This window comes from Pandoraea soli, assembly GCF_902459595.1.
In the GTDB taxonomy this organism is placed as follows: domain Bacteria; phylum Pseudomonadota; class Gammaproteobacteria; order Burkholderiales; family Burkholderiaceae; genus Pandoraea; species Pandoraea cepalis.
On the sequence record NZ_CABPSG010000010.1, the window covers coordinates 109,183 to 126,536 of the forward strand.

Consider the following 17,354-nt stretch of genomic DNA (forward strand, 5'->3'; position numbering starts at 1 on the left):
CTCATGGCAACTCAAAACGCTCCTGGCCCCCTGACGGGAAGCCAGTTGGTATTCGGCACCATCGCGCTGTCGCTCGCCACGTTCATGAACGTGCTCGACACCTCGATTGCCAACGTATCGATTCCCGCCATCTCCGGCGACCTTGGCGTCTCGTCGAGCCAGGGGACGTGGGTGATTACGTCGTTCGCCGTGGCCAACGCCATTTCGGTGCCGCTCACGGGCTGGCTGACCGAGCGCTTCGGCGCGGTGCGGCTGTTCATTTCGTCGATCCTGCTGTTCGTGCTGGCGTCGTGGCTGTGCGGCATGGCGCCCACGCTCGAATTCCTGCTGGCGGCCCGTGTGTTGCAAGGTGCGGTGGCCGGTCCGATGATCCCGCTCTCGCAATCGCTGCTGCTGTCCAGCTATCCGAGCGCGAAGAGTTCGATGGCGCTCGCGCTATGGGGCATGACGACGCTGGTCGCCCCTGTGATGGGCCCGATTCTCGGCGGCTGGATCTCGGACAACTACCATTGGCCCTGGATCTTCTATATCAACATCCCGGTTGGCATTGGCGCCGCTTACGCCACGTGGCTGATCTATGCCAAGCGTGAAACGCCCACGCAACGCAAGCCGATCGATACCGTCGGGCTGGCCTTGCTCGTGTTGTGGGTCGGGTCGCTGCAAGTGATGCTGGACAAGGGCAAGGAACTCGACTGGTTCAATTCGTCAACCATTGTCGTGCTGGCGCTGGTAGCGTTGGTGTCGTTCTGCTTCTTCGTCATCTGGGAAATTACCGAGGAGCATCCGGTGGTCGACCTGACGCTCTTCAAGCGGATCAACTTTACCGGTGGCGTAGTAGCGATCTCGGTCGGTTACGGCCTGTTCTTCGGGAACCTGGTGATTCTGCCGCAGTGGCTGCAGATCCATCTCGGCTATACCGCGACGGAGGCCGGCCTGGTGCTGGCGCCGGTGGGCCTGTTCGCCATCCTGCTCTCGCCGGTGATCGGCAAAACGCTGCCCAAGCTCGATGCCCGCTGGGTCGTGACCGTCTCGTTCCTGTTGTTCGCGCTGGTGTTCCTGATGCGTTCGCACTTCAATACGCTCGTCGATACGCGCACGTTGATGATTCCGACGTTCCTGCAGGGCGTGCCGATGTCGATGTTCTTCATCCCGCTCACCGCGATCATCCTGTCCGGGTTGCCGCCGAGTCGCATTCCAGCGGCAGCGGGGCTGTCCAACTTCGTGCGGATCACATGCGGTGCGGTGGGCACGTCGATTGCGACGACCGTGTGGGAGAACCGGATCACGCTGCACCATGCGCAGTTGACGGAGCATTTGACGCCCTACAACCCGACGTACAACGCGTCCGTGCAGACTCTCAACCAACTCGGCATGAGCACACCGCAGGCCAACGGTTACATCGACCGGCTGGTCACGCAGCAATCGGCGATGCTCGGCGCGAACGATATTTTCTGGATCTCGGCGATGCTGTTCGTGCTGATGATCTCGATGGTGTGGATCACGCGGCCGATGAAGGGGGGCGGCGGTGCCGACGCCGCGGCTGGCGCGCATTGAAGCGAAGACTTCCCCAGTGTCTGGCCCTGCGCTGTGCAGCCGGACACCTCTCGAACCCCGCTGAGGTTAGCGGGGTTTTTTTTGACAACGCCGACGAGCCACACAACGCGTAACAGTGGGGCGGATTGGCGACGCGCGTCGGCAACGACCACGCAATCGAAGTATGATGGCGCACTGCCCGACGCGATGCCGGAACACCGCACGACGCTCGGGAATGCCACGTCCCCCAGCCAAAACCAACATCATGACGACCCCGCAGAACCCAAACGAACGCTCAGAAGTCACTTTCCGCTTTCTGGCCGAGCCGGCCGCCGTCAATTTCGGTGGCAAGGTGCACGGGGGCTCGCTGATGAAGTGGATCGACGAAGTGGCCTATGCTTGCGCAGCCACCTGGTCGGGTCGCTACTGCGTGACGGTCAGTGTCGGCAACATCCGCTTCCGCCGTCCGATCCTGGTGGGTAATCTGGTGGAACTGCGTGCGCGTATCGTGGCCACCGGGCGCACCAGCATGCACATCCATGTCTCGGTGCACGCAGGCGACCCCAAGTGGGGCGAGTTGCGCCAGACGACCGATTGCCTGATGGTGTTCGTCGCCGTCGACGAGAGCAATCACCCGGTCGGCATTCCGTCGTTCGAACCGAAAACGGATGAGCAGAAAGCGTTGGCCAAGTATGCGATGGACGTCAAGGCAGCGCTGGACGCCATCGTGGAACTCAAGCCGGAGAACGTCGCCAACTGACGGTGACAGCGGTCGCTCGACCGCTAAAAGGTGCGAGGGGTGACCCTCGGGAACCGATGAGGTGCGCGAGCATGCGCCTCATCGCAACATCGGCTGGCCGCGGATGAACGGCGCAGACTGCGCTTGCTGCGATGACTTCGCTTACTGGGTCTTCAAAAGCCGTTGCGGTGTGAGCAGCGCCTCGCCATCGAGTCGCGCAACGCCGAGCAACCGTACGGCGGCGTCGCCATCGGCTTCGGCATAAACCTTCACCTCGATCGCCTCGGACGCCCCGGCGCACACGCGCAGCGCCTGAGGACAGCGCGCCTCGTCCAGACGCAGACGTTGTCCGTGGCTGAACCGCTTGGCGAGCGTTTCGTCGAGCCAGATCGTCGGCAGCGTCTTGAGCAGCGCATCGACCGGTGCCAGCCTCTCCACACGTTGCGCGTGATCGAGCGCCCCCAAATCTTCCAGCGTCACGGCGCCGTCAAGTGTGAGCGGACCGACGGCCGTACGGCGCAGCGCGCGCAAATGCGCCCCGCAACCCAGCGCCTCACCGATATCTTCGGCCAACGTCCGCACGTAAGTGCCTTTGCTGCAGGTCACGCGAAACGAGAACTCGGCGACGTCAGGCAACGCGCACGCTGTCATCTCCAGCGCGTGGATCGTGACCGCGCGCGCTTCGCGCTCGAGGGTCTGCCCCGCGCGCGCATATTCGTACAACGGCTTGCCGTCTCGCTTGAGCGCCGAATACATCGGCGGCACCTGCGAGATCGGCCCCTTAAAGCGAGGCAGTACCGCGCGAATCGCCGCTTCGTCCACCGTCACAGGACGCGTTTGCAACACTTCGCCCTCCGCGTCGCCGGTGGTCGTCGTCTCGCCAAGACGCACAAGCGCCTCATAGGTCTTGTCGGCTTCGAGCAAGTCCTGCGAGAACTTTGTCGCCTCGCCGAAGCAAAGCGGCAGCAAACCGGTCGCCAACGGATCGAGCGTGCCGGTATGCCCCGCCTTCAACGCCTGCAACAATCGCTTGGCCCTGATCAGCGCGTCGTTGGACGACAGGCCGAGTGGCTTGTCCAGGAGCAATACGCCATCGAGCGCGAAACGGGGAAGTTTTTGGCGGGGTGCCTGCGAACGCGGGTCCGTCATGATGCGCAGAGTGCTTGAGAGAGTCTTGTGGGATTCAAACCCTGGCACTCATCGCAAGTGCAAAGGTCGTGCCATACCGCCGGGCAGGCCCATCGGGCCGCCCGGCAGGGGGCATCGTCAATCGACGGACTTGCCGTCGTCTTCCTTGTCGCTGTCCGCGTCTTCGTCGGCAACGCCGTCGCTCGCTTCGTCTGTCGCCCGCGTCGCGTTAGCCGTATCGATCAGTCGCGACATCTCGATCGCATGTTCGATCGACTGGTCGAAGTGGAAATGCAACGTCGGCACCGTGTGGATGTGCAACCGCTTGAACAGCAGATTGCGCAGGAAACCCGCTGCCTCGTTGAGCGCCTCGCCGGTCGCCTTCGGCTCGCCGGTGAGCGTCGTGAAAAATACCTTTGCATGCGCATAGTCGGGTGTCACTTCCACGCTTTGCAGCGTCACCAGACCAATACGCGGGTCCTTCACCTCGCGCTGAATCAACTCCGACAGATCGCGCTGGATCTGATCGTTGATGCGAAGGTTTCGACCCGGAACGCCACGTTTCTTTGCCATAACATACTCGCTAGTAATGCAATGGCCCACGCCACCGGTTTCCCGGTCTGGTGGGCCATTCCACATTCATTGTGCAAATCGCGTTACAGCGAGCGCGCAACTTCCGTGATTTCGAACGCTTCCAGTTGGTCGCCTTCCGTGATGTCGTTGAAGTTCTTCACCGACAGACCGCACTCGAAGCCGGACTTGACTTCCTTCACGTCATCCTTGAATCGCTTGAGCGAATCCAGCTCGCCCGTGAAGATGACGACGTTGTCGCGCAACACACGCACATGCGACGAACGCTTGACGAAGCCGTCGAGGACCATACAGCCGGCCACCGTGCCGATCTTCGGCACACGGAACGTTTGACGCACTTCGACCGTACCGGTGATCTCTTCCTTCTTCTCCGGCGACAGCATGCCCGACATTGCCGCCTTCACTTCATCCACAGCATCATAGATGATGTTGTAGTAGCGAATGTCGATACCGTTCGACTCGGCCAGCTTGCGTGCCAGCGCATCGGCGCGCGTATTGAAGCCGATGATGACCGCCTTCGAAGCCGTCGCCAGGTTGACGTCGCTTTCGCTGATGCCACCCACAGCGGCGTGCACGATCTGCACACGCACTTCCGGCGTCGAGAGCTTGTTGAGCGACTGCGCCAACGCTTCCTGCGAACCTTGCACGTCGGCCTTGATGATCAGCGGCAGCGACTTGACTTCGCCGTCGGCCATCTGTTCGAAAATGTTCTCGAGCTTCGCGGCCTGCTGCTTGGCCAACTTCACGTCGCGGAACTTGCCCTGACGGAACAGCGCGATTTCGCGCGCCTTGCGTTCGTCCTGGACCACGAGCACTTCTTCACCCGCCCCCGGCACTTCCGACAGACCCTGAATTTCCACCGGGATCGACGGACCCGCTTCCTTCGCGTTCTTGCCGGTTTCGTCGAGCATTGCACGCACACGGCCGTAGGCCTGACCGGCCAACACCATGTCGCCGCGACGCAGCGTGCCCGACTGGACCAGAATCGTCGCCACCGGACCCTTACCCTTGTCCAGCTTCGCTTCGATCACGATACCCTTGGCCGGGGCTTCCGCCGGCGCCTTCAGCTCCAGCACTTCCGCCTGCAACAGCACGTTTTCGAGCAGATCGTCGATGCCCGCACCCGTCTTCGCCGACACCGGCACGAACGGCGATTCGCCGCCGTACTCTTCCGGCACCACGCCCTCGGCCACGAGTTCCTGCTTCACGCGATCCAGGTTCGCATCCGGCTTGTCGATCTTGTTGATCGCCACCACGATCGGCACACCCGCTGCCTTCGCGTGTGCAATGGCTTCCTTCGTCTGCGGCATCACGCCATCGTCCGCCGCGACTACGAGAATCACGATGTCCGTTGCCTGCGCACCGCGAGCCCGCATTGCCGTAAAGGCTTCGTGACCCGGCGTGTCGAGGAACGTCACCGTACCGCGCGGCGTATCGACGTGATACGCACCGATGTGCTGCGTAATACCGCCGGCTTCGCCCGCCGCCACCTTGGCGCGACGGATGTAGTCCAGCAGCGAGGTCTTGCCGTGGTCGACGTGACCCATCACCGTGACCACCGGCGGACGCGGCAGCGCTTCGCCTTCCGTCGCGTCGTTGCCCAGCGCCAGCAGCGTTTCCGGATCGTCCAGCTTTGCGGCGATCGCGCGGTGGCCAAGCTCCTCCACCACGATCATGGCCGTTTCCTGATCGAGCACCTGGTTGATGGTCACCATCTGGCCCATCTTCATCATCAGCTTGATGACTTCCGAGGCCTTCACCGACATCCGGTGCGCCAGATCGCCCACGCTGATCGTTTCCGGCACGTGAACATCACGCACGACCGGCTCGGTCGGTGCCTGGAACGACGAACGATCGTCCTGCGAATGACGGTCGCCACGACGGCCGCCACGGCCACCGCCACGCCAACCATCCGAACCACCGCTCGCGTCGCCGCGCGTCTTCATGCCGCCACGCTTGTTGCGGTTATCGGCATCCTTCTGCCAGGCGCCCGGCTTCTTGTCCTTCTTGTCGGCGGCGCCCGCGGTCGTCGAAGCCGGAGCGGCTGCCGCCGGCTTCTTGTCCGCCGGCTTGGCCGACGCGGCACCTTCCGGCTTGGCCGGCTTGTGCAGGGTACCCTTCGCTTCCGGCTTGGCTGCGACCGGCGCGGCAGGTGCCGGCTCCGGTGCCTTGAGCACGCGACGCGGCGCGTTCAGCATTTCGCGAATTGCGCGCGCTTCGGCTTCTGCCGCCGCACGGCGCTTGCGAATCGCCTCCTCTTCGGCTCGAGCCTTGTCAGCCGCCGCGCTCGCCTTCTCGGCGGCCGCACGCGCTTCCTCGCTGGCCTTGCGGGCCTGCTCGCGCTCGGCTTCGGCCTTGGCCGCTGCCGCCTTCTCGGCTTGCTCGGCCTTTTCGGCGTCGGCCTTGGATGCCTTCTCGGCTTCGACGTCAACCTGGGCTTCCGCCTTCGCTTCGGCCTTCGCCTTCTGATCGTCGGCCACCTTGGCCGCTGCGGCGCGCTCCGCGTCCTCGCGCGCACGGCGCTCGGCCGCTTCCTTCTCTTCGCGCTCGCGACGTTCAGCTTCCTCGCGCTCCAGTTGTTCCTGGCGACGCTTGAGTTCAGCCGCTTCCGCCGCCAGACGCTCCGCTTCGCGGCGGGCGTCTTCCTCACGCTGGCGCAGGGCCTCGTCTTCCGCCGCGGCCGCCGCGCTTTCCGCGCCTTCCACGACGTCATCACGCTTGACGAAGGTGCGCTTCTTGCGCACTTCCACCTGAATCGTGCGCGCCTTACCGGTCGCGTCGGCTTGCTTGATTTCCGAGGTCTGGCGACGCGTCAGAGTAATCTTCTTTTTGTCGCCGTCGTCGGCGCCGTGCGAACGGCGCAGGTGCTCCAGCAGACGGGCCTTGTCGGCTTCCGTCAGGGAATCGTCGGCGCTGAGTTTTTCCACGCCGGCGGCTTTGAGTTGCTCCAGCAACACGCCGGCCGGCATTTTCAGTTCTGCAGCAAATTGGGCTACGTTGATGCTCGCCATTCAAACCTCTTCAAGCAAGGCCAGGCGCCTTGCGGTTAACTTCAAAGTTCACTGTTCCATATGCATGCCAGGGCAGGTCATCATTGGAACCAGTGCTCTCGCGCTTTCATGATCAGGGCTTTCGCGGCTTCCTCGTCGACGCCGGTCATCTCGGTCAGTTCGTCGACGGCCAGCTCGGCCAGATCATCGCGCGTCTGAATTTCGTGCTCGGCCAGTTGGGCCAGCAACTCAGACGACATGCCGTCGAGGCTCTTGAGATCGAGCGCAACGCCCTCGACCTTCTCCTCGGTGGCAATCGCCTGTGTCAGCAGGGCGTCGCGCGCACGATTGCGCAGTTCATGCACCGTGTCCTCGTCGAACGCTTCGATCTCGAGCATTTCGTTCAAAGGCACGTAGGCGATCTCTTCCAGGCTCGAGAAACCTTCCTCGATCAGGATGTCCGCCATCTCTTCATCCACATCGAGACGCTGCATGAACAGCGAGCGCAGCGTGCCACGCTCTTCGTTCTGCTTTTCGGCCGACTCGTCCGGCGTCATGATGTTGATCTGCCAACCGGTCAGATCCGATGCGAGTCGCACGTTCTGACCGCTGCGACCGATCGCCACCGCCAGTTCGTTCTCGTCGACGACGACATCCATGCTGTGCTTTTCTTCGTCCACGACGATCGACTGCACCGCCGCCGGCGCGAGCGCGCCGATCACGAATTGCGCGGGGTCTTCCGACCACAGCACGATGTCGACGTTCTCGCCGCCAAGCTCGTTACGCACCGCCTGCACGCGCGTGCCGCGAATGCCCACGCAGGTGCCGATCGGATCGATACGCTTGTCGTACGCAACCACGGCGATCTTGGCGCGCACGCCCGGATCGCGAGCGGCCGACTTGATCTCCAGCAGACCCTGATCGATTTCCGGCACTTCCATGCCGAACAGTTCGATCAGAAATTCCGGCGCCGTGCGCGAGAGTTCGATTTGCGGGCCGCGCGCCGTGCGGTCGACCTTCGCGATGTACGCGCGGACGCGGTCGCCGATACGCAGATTTTCCTTCGGGATCAATTGATCGCGACGCAGCAGCGCTTCGACACGCCCCGACTCGACGACCAGATTGCCCTTGTCGAGACGCTTGACCGCACCGGTCATGATCTTCTCGCCGCGCTCCAGGAAGTCCGTGAGGATCTGTTCGCGCTCGGCATCGCGGATGCGCTGCAGAATGACCTGCTTGGCCGCCTGCGCGCCGATACGACCGAATTCGACCGATTCCACGGGTTCTTCCACGAACTCGCCGATCTCGATCGACGGGTCGTCTTCCTTGGCTTCGAACTCCAGGACCTGCTTGTCGGGCTCTTGCAAGCCCGCCTCGTCCGGCACCACGACCCAGCGACGGAAGCTCTCGTGCTCACCCGACTCGCGGTCGATGTGTACGCGAATGTCGACGTCCTCGGCATAGCGCTTCTTGGTGGCCGAGGCCAATGCTGCTTCAAGCGCGGCGAACACGACGTCCTTGTCGACGTTCTTTTCGCGCGCGAGCGCATCGACCAACAGCAATACTTCGCGACTCATCGTTTGCGACTCCTAAAATCAATCTGCGGCACTAGGCGCGCACGGTCAATATCCGCGAGGGTGAAGTCGAGCAGCGCCGGGCCGCCCTTGCCTTCGAACTCCAGGCTCAAGTTCTCGCCTTGCGGCGCCTGCAAGATGCCGCGAAACTGCTTGCGGCCTTCCAGCGGCACACGCAACGTAAGACTCACTTCCGCACCGGCAAAACGCTCGAAGTCACGCAGCTTGCGCAGCGGACGATCCAGCCCCGGTGACGACACTTCGAGTCGGTCGTAATTGACGTTCTCGACCATCAGGACATGCGAGAGCTGACGGCTCACCGTCTCGCAGTCATCGATCGCGATGCCTTCCGGCTTGTCGATGTACACGCGCAGCAAACCACCGCCGGCGCGTTCAACATCGACCAGCTCGTAACCCAGGCCTTCGACCGTGGTCTCGATCAGTTCTGGCAATTGCAACTTTGCTCACCCTAGAAAAACTCGCGCGCATTAGCAGCGCCCGACAGGTCTGCGCGCCCCGCATGGGGCGCCGCACGATACCGGCCCTCGACCGTCCGGGCCGGCGTACCCGTGTCGGCACACCCACTCCCGAACGCGGCGGCATCGGCCGCGCGCAAAACGCTCGCGGCAAAAAAAAATGGGCGAAACGCCCATTTCTTACAGCCTCATTGCGCATGAGGTGCGCGCCGCAACAGGAGTTGCAGCACGCGGACCAGCTTATTCATTGATTTTATATGATTTTGGGCCGATTAGCAACGCTTGGCGCCCCCAAAACCCGCCGGACAGGCGTCCATGCCGCATTGTCGCAATGCAAAATGGAGCCAATGAACGGCCGCCCCCAATTGTTCAGACGCAACGCGCAGACGCCGCTGCCCGCCACCGTCCGCCCTAGGGGCGTACCAACGAAATCAACGTGAACGGTTGCCGCCGCGATTGCCACGGCTGCCTTGATTGCCACCGCCACCGCCGCCACCACCACCGCCCGCACCGCCGCCGCTTCCACCGGCACGGTTGCCGCCACGGCTGCGATTGCCGTTGACGTTACCATTGCCGCCACCACCGCTACCGCCGCGCGACTGACCGCCAAAACCACTGCCACCCGCCGTCGAATTCCCACCGCCGAAGCGTCGTCCCTCACCTCGCGGCGAAGGCGCCTGCCCCGGGTAGCCGCCGCTCGGGCCAACGAAGGCCGTCAGCGGATTGGGACGGGGACGGCGCGACTGACCTGGCTCGCGACTGAAAACGCCCAAGGCCGTCTGCATCGGATCCGGTTGACGGCGCGGCTCCTTCGGGGCGCCGGCTTTGCCGCCACGACCGCCAACACTGCCCTTGTCGTCCGAGCTGGCGCCCGGCATCTTCATGCCGACCGTCGCGAACAGGGAGCGCACCTGCGCCTCGTCCAGCTCTTCGTAACGGCCGCGCTTGAGACCGCGCGGCAGCGTCAGCGGGCCGTAACGCGTACGGATCAGACGGCTCACCATCAGGCCCGCCGCATCGAACATGCGACGCACTTCGCGGTTGCGGCCTTCGGTCAACGCGACGTGATACCAGTGATTCGACCCTTCGCCACCGCCGTCCTGCAACCGCAGGAAATTGGCTTTGCCATCATCCAATTCGATGCCGCGCAGCAGTTGCTGACGCGACGCCTCGCTCAACTGCCCCACGGTGCGCACGGCGTATTCACGCTCGATGCCATAACGCGGATGCATGAATCGGTTCGCCAGATCGCCCGACGTCGTGAGGATCAGCAGGCCTTCGGTGTTGAAGTCCAGGCGTCCAACGGCGAGCCACTTGGCCGTCTTCATCGGCGGCAAGCGATCGAATACCGACGCGCGGCCTTCCGGATCGGAATGGCTGACGATCTCGCCCGACGGCTTGTGATAGAGCAGCACGCGAGGCGGTTTGCTCGTGATGCGCCGCTTGACGAGCTTGCCGTTGATGCGGACCTGATCGGTCGGCAGAATGCGCTGACCGATGTGCGCGGGCTCGGCGTTGACCGACACGCGCCCGGCGAGAATCAGCTCCTCCATCTCGCGACGCGACCCCATTCCGGCCTCGGCCAGCACTTTGTGTAGCTTGGGTGCTTCATCGTCCGGCGACAGGACGCGACGGTCGGCTGGGCGGCGACCGCGCTTGGCAGCCGCCTTGGCATCGCTTTCGGACTCGTCGCTGTCGAAGCCGCCCGACGTCACGAACGCGAACAGATCGTCGTCACCGCCCTTGGCGGCCTTGCCACCCTTGCCGCCCTTGCCGCCGCCGACACTCGCGCCGCCCCGGGGACCGCCCGTCGACTCCTTGCGGCCACGGCCCTTGGCACCCTGCGGCGTCCTGCCGGCCGGCGCCGTACCGTGACCGTTGGCTGCGCTGCCATCGCCTTGCGTCGACTGCGCTGGCTGCGAAGACTGTGAGGCACCGTCACGCTTGCCGCTACGCGGCTTGCGGGGCGCGGCATTGCGGCCTCGCCCCTGAGCGGCCGACGGCGCACCGTCGGCGCCCAACGCTTGAGCTTGCGGCGCGTCGCCGTGCGGTTCCCCGCGTGGGGCGTCCGACGCGGCCACTTCACCTGCGCCGCCTTCCTCGCCGTCACGCTTGGATTGCTGAGCCGCGCGACGGCGGGCAATCAGACTGCGCGGACCACGGCGCAAGCCGCGGCGCGATGCTTTTTCATCGCCGCCCTCGCCTTCCGGCGCACGGGCTTCGGCACCGGCATCGCGGGCGTGCAGGTCCTGGGATTCTTCGATTTGTTTCAACACAACCTCATTGGAAAACGGGATCGTCGCGGGCAGGCGTAAATGGCTGCCCTGATCCGTGTTCGCACCATGAATGCGCGGCAAATTCTTGCCGCGACTTCGTTCTTATCGCTAACGGCCCTGCTGGTGCGCGCGACGCAATGCGCCGACGCCTCAGGTGCCCGTGACGAGACTCTTGTCGTCCCCGTCGCTCTCGTCGTCATCCCCCTCACCGGACATGGGCTGCCCGGTGGCGGGTTCGTTCGCTGCCGAGTCGGCAGCGTGCGGGGAAACCTCTTGTGCTACCAACGCGGCGGGATCTGCCGCCGACGTCGCTACATCCTGCGCATCTTGCGGCGGATCGTCGCCGACCGACACCACAGACTCCGATTCTTCGGAAAATTCCTGGTCCTGCGCGACCGCGAGCGATGCCTGCTCGGCGTCTGCCGGCGCACTCTCCGCCGGCGCCTCAACCGGCCGTGTCACCCCATCTTCGCATTCGCCTTCCGCCATCACGGCGTCGAGCAACGCATCTTCCGTCGGCTCGTCACCCACGATCGGCAGCGGGCGCTGATCTTCGGGCAGCCCTTGTGCAAGCGGCAAGTCGTCGGCACGCGCTTGCGCCAGACGTGCCAGCGCTTGCGCATCGGCGACAGGCGCGTCGTCGAACGTCGCGTCATCTCCCGCATCGGCCTCGGCACGCTCGCCGAACTCGATGTTCTGCTGTGCGAGCAAGTCGATCTGCGCCTGTGCAGCCGGATCTTCGAGCGGCGGCAGCGCATCGAGCGCCCGCAGCCCCAGATCGTCGAGAAAGTCCTTGGTCGTTGCGTACAGACCCGGGCGTCCCGGCACATCTCGATGGCCGATCACCTCGATCCAGCCACGATCCTCGAGTTGCTTGATGATCTGCGTGTTGACCGTCACGCCGCGAATCTCTTCGATATCGCCACGCGTGACCGGTTGACGGTACGCGATAATCGCCAGCGTCTCCATCACCGCTCGGGAATACTTCGGCGGCTTCTCTGGATTCAGGCGATCAAGGTATTCACGCATGCGCGGACGGCTCTGGAAACGCCAGCCGGTGGCCAACGCCACCAGTTCCACACCTCGGCCATCCCATTGCACGCGGATTTCCTCGAGCAGCGCGCGCACCGTGTCGCCAGACACGGCGTCATTGAAGAGCTTGCGCAGATCGCCGACCTTGAGCGGCTCCTGCGCGCAAATCAACGCGGTCTCGAGGACGAGTTTCGCCTCTTGGGTATTCATGTGCGACTAAGCAGACCGGGGGCTTGGCGACCCGGTATCAGGAATAAATGGATGCTTGGAACACGAGAAACGGTCGTAACCGCTTCGCATAAGCGCGCGCCCAGTTGTGTTCGGTCGTAGTGACGGCGGCGCGACCTGAATGCTTCGAAACGACCTGCCGGGAAAACGCCCAGGCCGATAGTGCGGCGAGACGGACGTCCGGTATGTGCGCAATTATTACTGAAACACCGACGCCCGTAAAGCCTCGTCGACATTCCGATGTTCAGAAAGGGAAAACGATAGGTCAACGCGCCATGCTAGACTCTCCAAAAAACTTCAGGGGCCCTCATGACCACAGAGAACGGTCGCACTCCCATCGCTCAGCCCCGCTGTTCCACGTGTTCGCTCGGGCAATTCTGCTTGCCGGTCGGCATCCCGGAACCCGAACTCGAGCGACTCGATGCATTGGTCAGCGAGCGCCGGCGCCTCAAAAAAGGCGAAGTGCTCTACCACGCGAATGACGATTTGCATGCCGTCTACGGCATTCGCTTCGGCTCGCTCAAAAGCTGCGTCACGGCCCCTGACGGTCGCGAGCAGGTCGTCGGCTTCCACCTTCAGGGCGAACTCATCGGCCTGGACGCCGTCGCTGACCACCATCACCCGAGCTCCGCCATCGCGCTCGAAGACAGCGAGCTGTGCATCGCCCGCTTCGGCGAACTGGAGACGCTATCGCGTCAGGTGCCGTCGCTGCAGCGTCAACTGCACCGGCTGATGAGCCAGGAAATCCGCAACGAGCACCAGCAACTGCTCGCGCTCGGCACCATGCGCGCAGAGGAACGTCTGGCCGTCTTCCTGCTCAACCTGTCCGAGCGGCTGTCCGCGCGCGGTTACTCCGCCCATGAATTCGTGCTGCGCATGAGCCGCGAGGAAATCGGAAGTTTCCTCGGCCTCAAGCTTGAAACTGTCAGCCGCCTGTTTTCGCGCTTTGCGCAAAACGGCATGATCGAAATCCGGCAGCGCCACGTCAAGATCATCGACGCCGCCGCACTGCACGAACTCGCCGGCGTTCCCTGCTGACGCTCGCCGACGGGGACGCGCGAGCGTCCCCGCAGCCGCCGATCCCGCCAGTGCGCCGTCGCCCGCCATCGCTCCCTCACACGTTACCGATACGCTAACGACCCCGCGCCAGCGTCGTGTTGCGCCAGATCAAGCGTCGTGCGCAATTGCGCGATTTCGCCATCCCGACGTTCGACAAGCCCCGGCAAACGCTCCATAATCGGCGCGTTCTCCAGGCGTCCCCATTGCCTGGCGCTCTACCCCGTCGGAGGCTGCCGTTATGCCCGCTGCCATTTTTCTAAGTCCGGAAGACGCCGAGAACGCCTACTACGAAGCGCTGCGCGCCGGCGATACCGATACGCTGATGGACGTCTGGTCGGAAGACGAGGAAATCGTCTGCATTCACCCGGCGGGACCCCGCCACGTCGGCCCGGCGGCGGTTCGCGAGAGTTGGCAGAAGATCCTTGCCAAGGACGGATTGCACGTCACCGCCAGTCATCTCCAGGTAGCGCGCAATCCTCTGTGCGCCGTCCATAACGTGCTGGAACAGGTGCAGGTCGAAACCCGTCCCGAAGCTCGTTACGCCTTCGTGCTCGCCACGAACATCTATATGAAAGAAGCCGATGGCTGGCGCCTCGTGCTGCACCACGCCAGCCCGGCGATCGGTCACGAGGACTCCGGCGCACAACGCTCGCGGCCCCATCACCTGCACTGACGCTACATCCCGTTACGGCGTCGGTAGGCCAGTCGACGGGGCGTCGGCGTGATCCCAATACGGCGCCGGCCCGAAGCGCGCCTGCAGGAATTCGATCAACGCATGGGTTTTCGGCGGCACGAACGCCCGGCTCGGGTAGACAGCCCAGATCGCCACCTCCTCCGCGAGCGGATATGCGGGCAATACCGGCACCAGCGCCCCGCTGCGCAGATGCGCGCCGACGTCCCACGTGGACTTGAGCGCAATGCCGAGGCCCGCCAATACCGCGTCGCGCAGCACTTCCCCGTTATCCGACGCCAGACGCCCGCCGACACGCACGCTCAGGGGCCCCCCGGGCGTCACGAACCGCCAATCGCGCTGCTCCCCCAGGATCAGGCAATCGTGCGCGGCAAGGTCGCCTGGGTGTTTCGGTGCGCCGCGCGCCCCGAGATACGCGGGCGACGCACACAATGTCCGGCGATTCGGGGCGAGCTTGCGGGCAACGAGCGTCGAGTCACGCAACGCCCCAACGCGAATCGCGAGATCCATGCCTACCTCGATCAGGTCGACGACGCGATCCGTGAGCCGGAAATCCAGCGAAATCCCCGGATAGCGCGCCAGGAACGCCGACAAGGCGGGGGAAACATGCTGACGCCCGAACGACGAAGAGCACGACACCCGCAAACGCCCCTGGGGCGCCGCGCGCCCCTGTCCGACGCTCGCCAGCGCTTGCGCCTCGGCCGCGAGCAAGGCTTGCGCCTCTCGCACAAAGGCTTCCCCTTCTTGTGTGAGCGCCACCCGGCGCGTCGTCCGATGCAGCAACCGCGCCCCGAGCGAGCCTTCGAGTTGTGTCAGGCGCGTACTCGCCGAGGCCGGCGACAGCCCATGCTCGCGCCCCGCAGCCGACACATTTCCGAGCGCCGCCACGCGCACGAACAACGCCACGGTATCAAGGTCCAATGCCATTTGATGGAATTTCCAAAAGATCTTTTCAGCATTATGCGAATTATCAAAGCAATCGACTAGCCTTAGTCTCTCGTTATCGCATCGCGGGCGTCACCGGATGACTACCGGCCGCGCCTCGCTTATTCAGGAGAAAACAGATGAAAGCCGTCGGATTGACCCGCTACCTGCCGATTGACGACCCGAAGTCGCTCGAAGACATCGAGCTGCCTACGCCCACACCCGCCGCACGTGACCTGCTGGTCAAGGTCGAAGCGATCTCCGTGAACCCGGTCGACACCAAGGTTCGCGCCCCGAAAGACAAGGTCGAAGCCGCGCCGCGTGTGCTGGGGTGGGATGCAGCGGGCACCGTCGCGGCCGTCGGCCCGGACGTCACGCTCTTCAAGGTCGGCGACCCGGTGTACTACGCGGGCAGCATCACGCGCCCAGGCGCGAACAGCGAGTTCCATCTTGTCGACGAGCGCATCGTCGGCCACATGCCCACGTCGCTCGACTTCGCCGGCGCCGCCGCCTTGCCACTCACGACGATCACGGCGTGGGAAGCCCTTTTCGACCGTCTCGGCATCGCGCCTGACGGCGGCGACGAGGGCAAGTCGATCCTCATCGTCGGCGGCGCCGGCGGCGTCGGCTCGATTGCCATTCAGCTCGCGCGCCGCCTTGCCCAGTTGCACATCGTCGCGACCGCGTCGCGCCCGGCATCGGCCGACTGGTGTCGTCAGCTCGGTGCGCAACACGTGATCGACCATACCCAGGACATTCCGGCGCAATTGCAGTCGATAGGGATGCCACAGGTGGATTTCGTGCTGTGCCTGAACGACACCGACGCGCATTTCCCCGCCATGGCGCAGGTCGTCGCCCCACAAGGCAAGATCTGCTCGATCGTGGAGAACGCGGGTCCGCTCGACATCGGTCTGCTCAAAAACAAGAGCGCCACGTTCGTCTGGGAATTCATGTTCACACGCGCCATGTTTGCAACACCGGACATGATCGCGCAGCACAAGTTGCTGACCGAAGTGGCACGCAGAGTCGACGCGGGCACGCTACGCACGACCGTGGGCGAGGTCCTTGGCCCGATCAACGCGGTGAACCTGCGTCGAGCCCACGCGCAGCTCGAAGGCGGACGCACCATCGGCAAGCTCGTGCTCGCCGGATTCTGACCAACGCTCGTGGCGCTCGCGGTTCCTGCCGTGCGCGCCGGTAACGAAAAACGGCGCTTGCCCTTCACAGGCAAGCGCCGTTCTTATGCGCTCTCGCGGCAGTAACGCCCGCCCGTCAATTGCCCGACGGCAGCGTGCCCTCGGGCAGCGCGAGGGCCTCGGTCGGATGCACGATCTCGCCGCCCAGCGCATTCACCCCGGCAATCAGTCGCTCGAACGCCGCGCCGACCAGTGCGGGGTCGCCCTTTACACCCAGGTCGATATGTCGACGCGCGTAGATCGCGCCGCGTTGCGCGTCGCCCACGCTGGGCAGACTGAACACTTTCACGCCACCGTATTCGGCTTCGATGGCCTCCATGAGCGGCGTCAACGTCGACTCGGCCAGCCCGAACACCAGCACCGATCGCTCGGCGTGCTTCGTCAGGTGATGCAACTCGGCGTAGTCCGTGTCGAGCACCCACGCCATCATCGGCCACGCCATGACCGGGAATCCCGGCATGAAATGATGCCGCTCGACCGAGAACCCCGGAATCTTGTTGTATGGATTCGGCAGCACGCGTGCACCGACCGGGAACTCGCCCATCTTCAGACGATGCCGGTTATCGGGCTGGCTCATGTCCGCACGTCCGTCGGGACTGGTGTCGGCGATGCGCTCCATGATGAGCGCCTCGGCTTCCGGCGTAAGCACGAGCGGAACATTGAGTGCCGCCGCGGCACACTGACGCGTGTGATCGTCGGGCGTCGCCCCGATGCCGCCGGTAACGAAAACGATGTCCTCGCTCGCGAACGTGCGTCGCAGCGTGGCCGTGATGCGCTCAGGGTCGTCGCCCACATACTCGGCCCAGCCGAGTTGCATGCCGCGCTCGGTGAGCAGTTCGACGATCTTGGGGAGATGTTTGTCTTGACGGCGCCCCGAGAGAATCTCGTCGCCGATGATGATGATGCCGACCGCCATG

14 protein-coding genes are annotated in these 17,354 nt (G+C 64.1%); 5 read left to right on the forward strand and 9 right to left on the reverse strand.

Annotation, left to right across the window (positions count from 1 at the left end):
- Positions 1–3: 3 nt before the first annotated feature.
- Together PSO31014_RS17205 and PSO31014_RS17210 are read left to right on the forward strand one after the other, a co-directional pair.
- A complete protein-coding gene (locus PSO31014_RS17205; RefSeq protein ID WP_150552734.1) occupies positions 4–1,554 on the forward strand; it encodes a DHA2 family efflux MFS transporter permease subunit in 1,551 nt (516 codons plus the stop codon).
- A gap of 244 nt (positions 1,555–1,798) precedes the next feature.
- Positions 1,799–2,293 carry an acyl-CoA thioesterase gene (locus PSO31014_RS17210; RefSeq protein ID WP_150552735.1) on the forward strand — a complete coding sequence of 165 codons (495 nt, stop codon included), beginning with the start codon at positions 1,799–1,801 and terminating at the stop codon, positions 2,291–2,293.
- 141 nt (positions 2,294–2,434) lie between these two features.
- On the opposite strand, the gene truB is transcribed toward PSO31014_RS17210, so the two are convergent.
- From truB to scpB, 7 genes are all read right to left on the reverse strand, one after another.
- Positions 2,435–3,421, reverse strand: coding sequence for a tRNA pseudouridine(55) synthase TruB (gene truB, locus PSO31014_RS17215; protein WP_150552736.1), 987 nt, complete (start codon positions 3,419–3,421; stop codon positions 2,435–2,437).
- A 117-nt stretch (positions 3,422–3,538) separates the two neighbouring features.
- Positions 3,539–3,973: a 30S ribosome-binding factor RbfA gene (gene rbfA, locus PSO31014_RS17220; RefSeq protein WP_150552737.1), complete on the reverse strand. Its 435-nt coding sequence runs from the start codon at positions 3,971–3,973 to the stop codon at positions 3,539–3,541.
- A gap of 83 nt (positions 3,974–4,056) precedes the next feature.
- Positions 4,057–7,002, reverse strand: coding sequence for a translation initiation factor IF-2 (infB, locus tag PSO31014_RS17225; protein WP_150552738.1), 2,946 nt, complete (start codon positions 7,000–7,002; stop codon positions 4,057–4,059).
- A gap of 80 nt (positions 7,003–7,082) precedes the next feature.
- Entirely contained in the window at positions 7,083–8,558 is a 1,476-nt protein-coding gene (nusA, locus tag PSO31014_RS17230; RefSeq protein WP_150552739.1) for a transcription termination factor NusA, read from the reverse strand.
- A complete protein-coding gene (rimP, locus tag PSO31014_RS17235; RefSeq protein WP_150552740.1) occupies positions 8,555–9,013 on the reverse strand; it encodes a ribosome maturation factor RimP in 459 nt (152 codons plus the stop codon). The genes nusA and rimP overlap by 4 nt, the downstream gene beginning before the upstream one ends.
- 449 nt (positions 9,014–9,462) lie before the next feature.
- Positions 9,463–11,304, reverse strand: coding sequence for a pseudouridine synthase (locus PSO31014_RS17240; protein ID WP_425494887.1), 1,842 nt, complete (start codon positions 11,302–11,304; stop codon positions 9,463–9,465).
- A 153-nt stretch (positions 11,305–11,457) separates the two neighbouring features.
- Positions 11,458–12,549, reverse strand: coding sequence for an SMC-Scp complex subunit ScpB (gene scpB / locus PSO31014_RS17245; RefSeq protein ID WP_150552742.1), 1,092 nt, complete (start codon positions 12,547–12,549; stop codon positions 11,458–11,460).
- 327 nt (positions 12,550–12,876) lie between these two features.
- On the opposite strand from scpB, the gene fnr reads away from it, so the two are divergent.
- Positions 12,877–13,605, forward strand: coding sequence for a fumarate/nitrate reduction transcriptional regulator Fnr (gene fnr, locus PSO31014_RS17250; RefSeq protein ID WP_150552743.1), 729 nt, complete (start codon positions 12,877–12,879; stop codon positions 13,603–13,605).
- 271 nt (positions 13,606–13,876) lie between these two features.
- Positions 13,877–14,299: a YybH family protein gene (locus PSO31014_RS17255; RefSeq protein ID WP_174976562.1), complete on the forward strand. Its 423-nt coding sequence runs from the start codon at positions 13,877–13,879 to the stop codon at positions 14,297–14,299.
- Between the two features lie 12 nt (positions 14,300–14,311).
- On the opposite strand, the gene PSO31014_RS17260 is transcribed toward PSO31014_RS17255, so the two are convergent.
- On the reverse strand, positions 14,312–15,244 hold the full coding sequence (locus PSO31014_RS17260) for a LysR family transcriptional regulator (protein ID WP_150552745.1): 933 nt from the start codon (positions 15,242–15,244) through the stop codon (positions 14,312–14,314).
- 137 nt (positions 15,245–15,381) lie between these two features.
- On the opposite strand from PSO31014_RS17260, the gene PSO31014_RS17265 reads away from it, so the two are divergent.
- Positions 15,382–16,398 carry a zinc-binding alcohol dehydrogenase family protein gene (locus PSO31014_RS17265; protein WP_150552746.1) on the forward strand — a complete coding sequence of 339 codons (1,017 nt, stop codon included), beginning with the start codon at positions 15,382–15,384 and terminating at the stop codon, positions 16,396–16,398.
- A 115-nt stretch (positions 16,399–16,513) separates the two neighbouring features.
- Here PSO31014_RS17265 and PSO31014_RS17270 read toward each other — a convergent pair whose 3' ends face one another.
- Positions 16,514–17,353 carry a competence/damage-inducible protein A gene (locus PSO31014_RS17270; protein WP_017231389.1) on the reverse strand — a complete coding sequence of 280 codons (840 nt, stop codon included), beginning with the start codon at positions 17,351–17,353 and terminating at the stop codon, positions 16,514–16,516.
- Between the last annotated feature and the right edge of the window lies 1 nt (position 17,354).

Coding starts and splice junctions, on each gene's coding strand:
- PSO31014_RS17205 (WP_150552734.1), top strand. CDS start 4: ATGGCAACTCAAAACGCTCCTGGCCCCCTGACGGGAAGCCAGTTGGTA.
- PSO31014_RS17210 (WP_150552735.1), top strand. CDS start 1,799: ATGACGACCCCGCAGAACCCAAACGAACGCTCAGAAGTCACTTTCCGC.
- truB (WP_150552736.1), bottom strand. CDS start 3,421: ATGACGGACCCGCGTTCGCAGGCACCCCGCCAAAAACTTCCCCGTTTC.
- rbfA (WP_150552737.1), bottom strand. CDS start 3,973: ATGGCAAAGAAACGTGGCGTTCCGGGTCGAAACCTTCGCATCAACGAT.
- infB (WP_150552738.1), bottom strand. CDS start 7,002: ATGGCGAGCATCAACGTAGCCCAATTTGCTGCAGAACTGAAAATGCCG.
- nusA (WP_150552739.1), bottom strand. CDS start 8,558: ATGAGTCGCGAAGTATTGCTGTTGGTCGATGCGCTCGCGCGCGAAAAG.
- scpB (WP_150552742.1), bottom strand. CDS start 12,549: ATGAATACCCAAGAGGCGAAACTCGTCCTCGAGACCGCGTTGATTTGC.
- fnr (WP_150552743.1), top strand. CDS start 12,877: ATGACCACAGAGAACGGTCGCACTCCCATCGCTCAGCCCCGCTGTTCC.
- PSO31014_RS17260 (WP_150552745.1), bottom strand. CDS start 15,244: ATGGCATTGGACCTTGATACCGTGGCGTTGTTCGTGCGCGTGGCGGCG.
- PSO31014_RS17265 (WP_150552746.1), top strand. CDS start 15,382: ATGAAAGCCGTCGGATTGACCCGCTACCTGCCGATTGACGACCCGAAG.
- PSO31014_RS17270 (WP_017231389.1), bottom strand. CDS start 17,353: ATGGCGGTCGGCATCATCATCATCGGCGACGAGATTCTCTCGGGGCGC.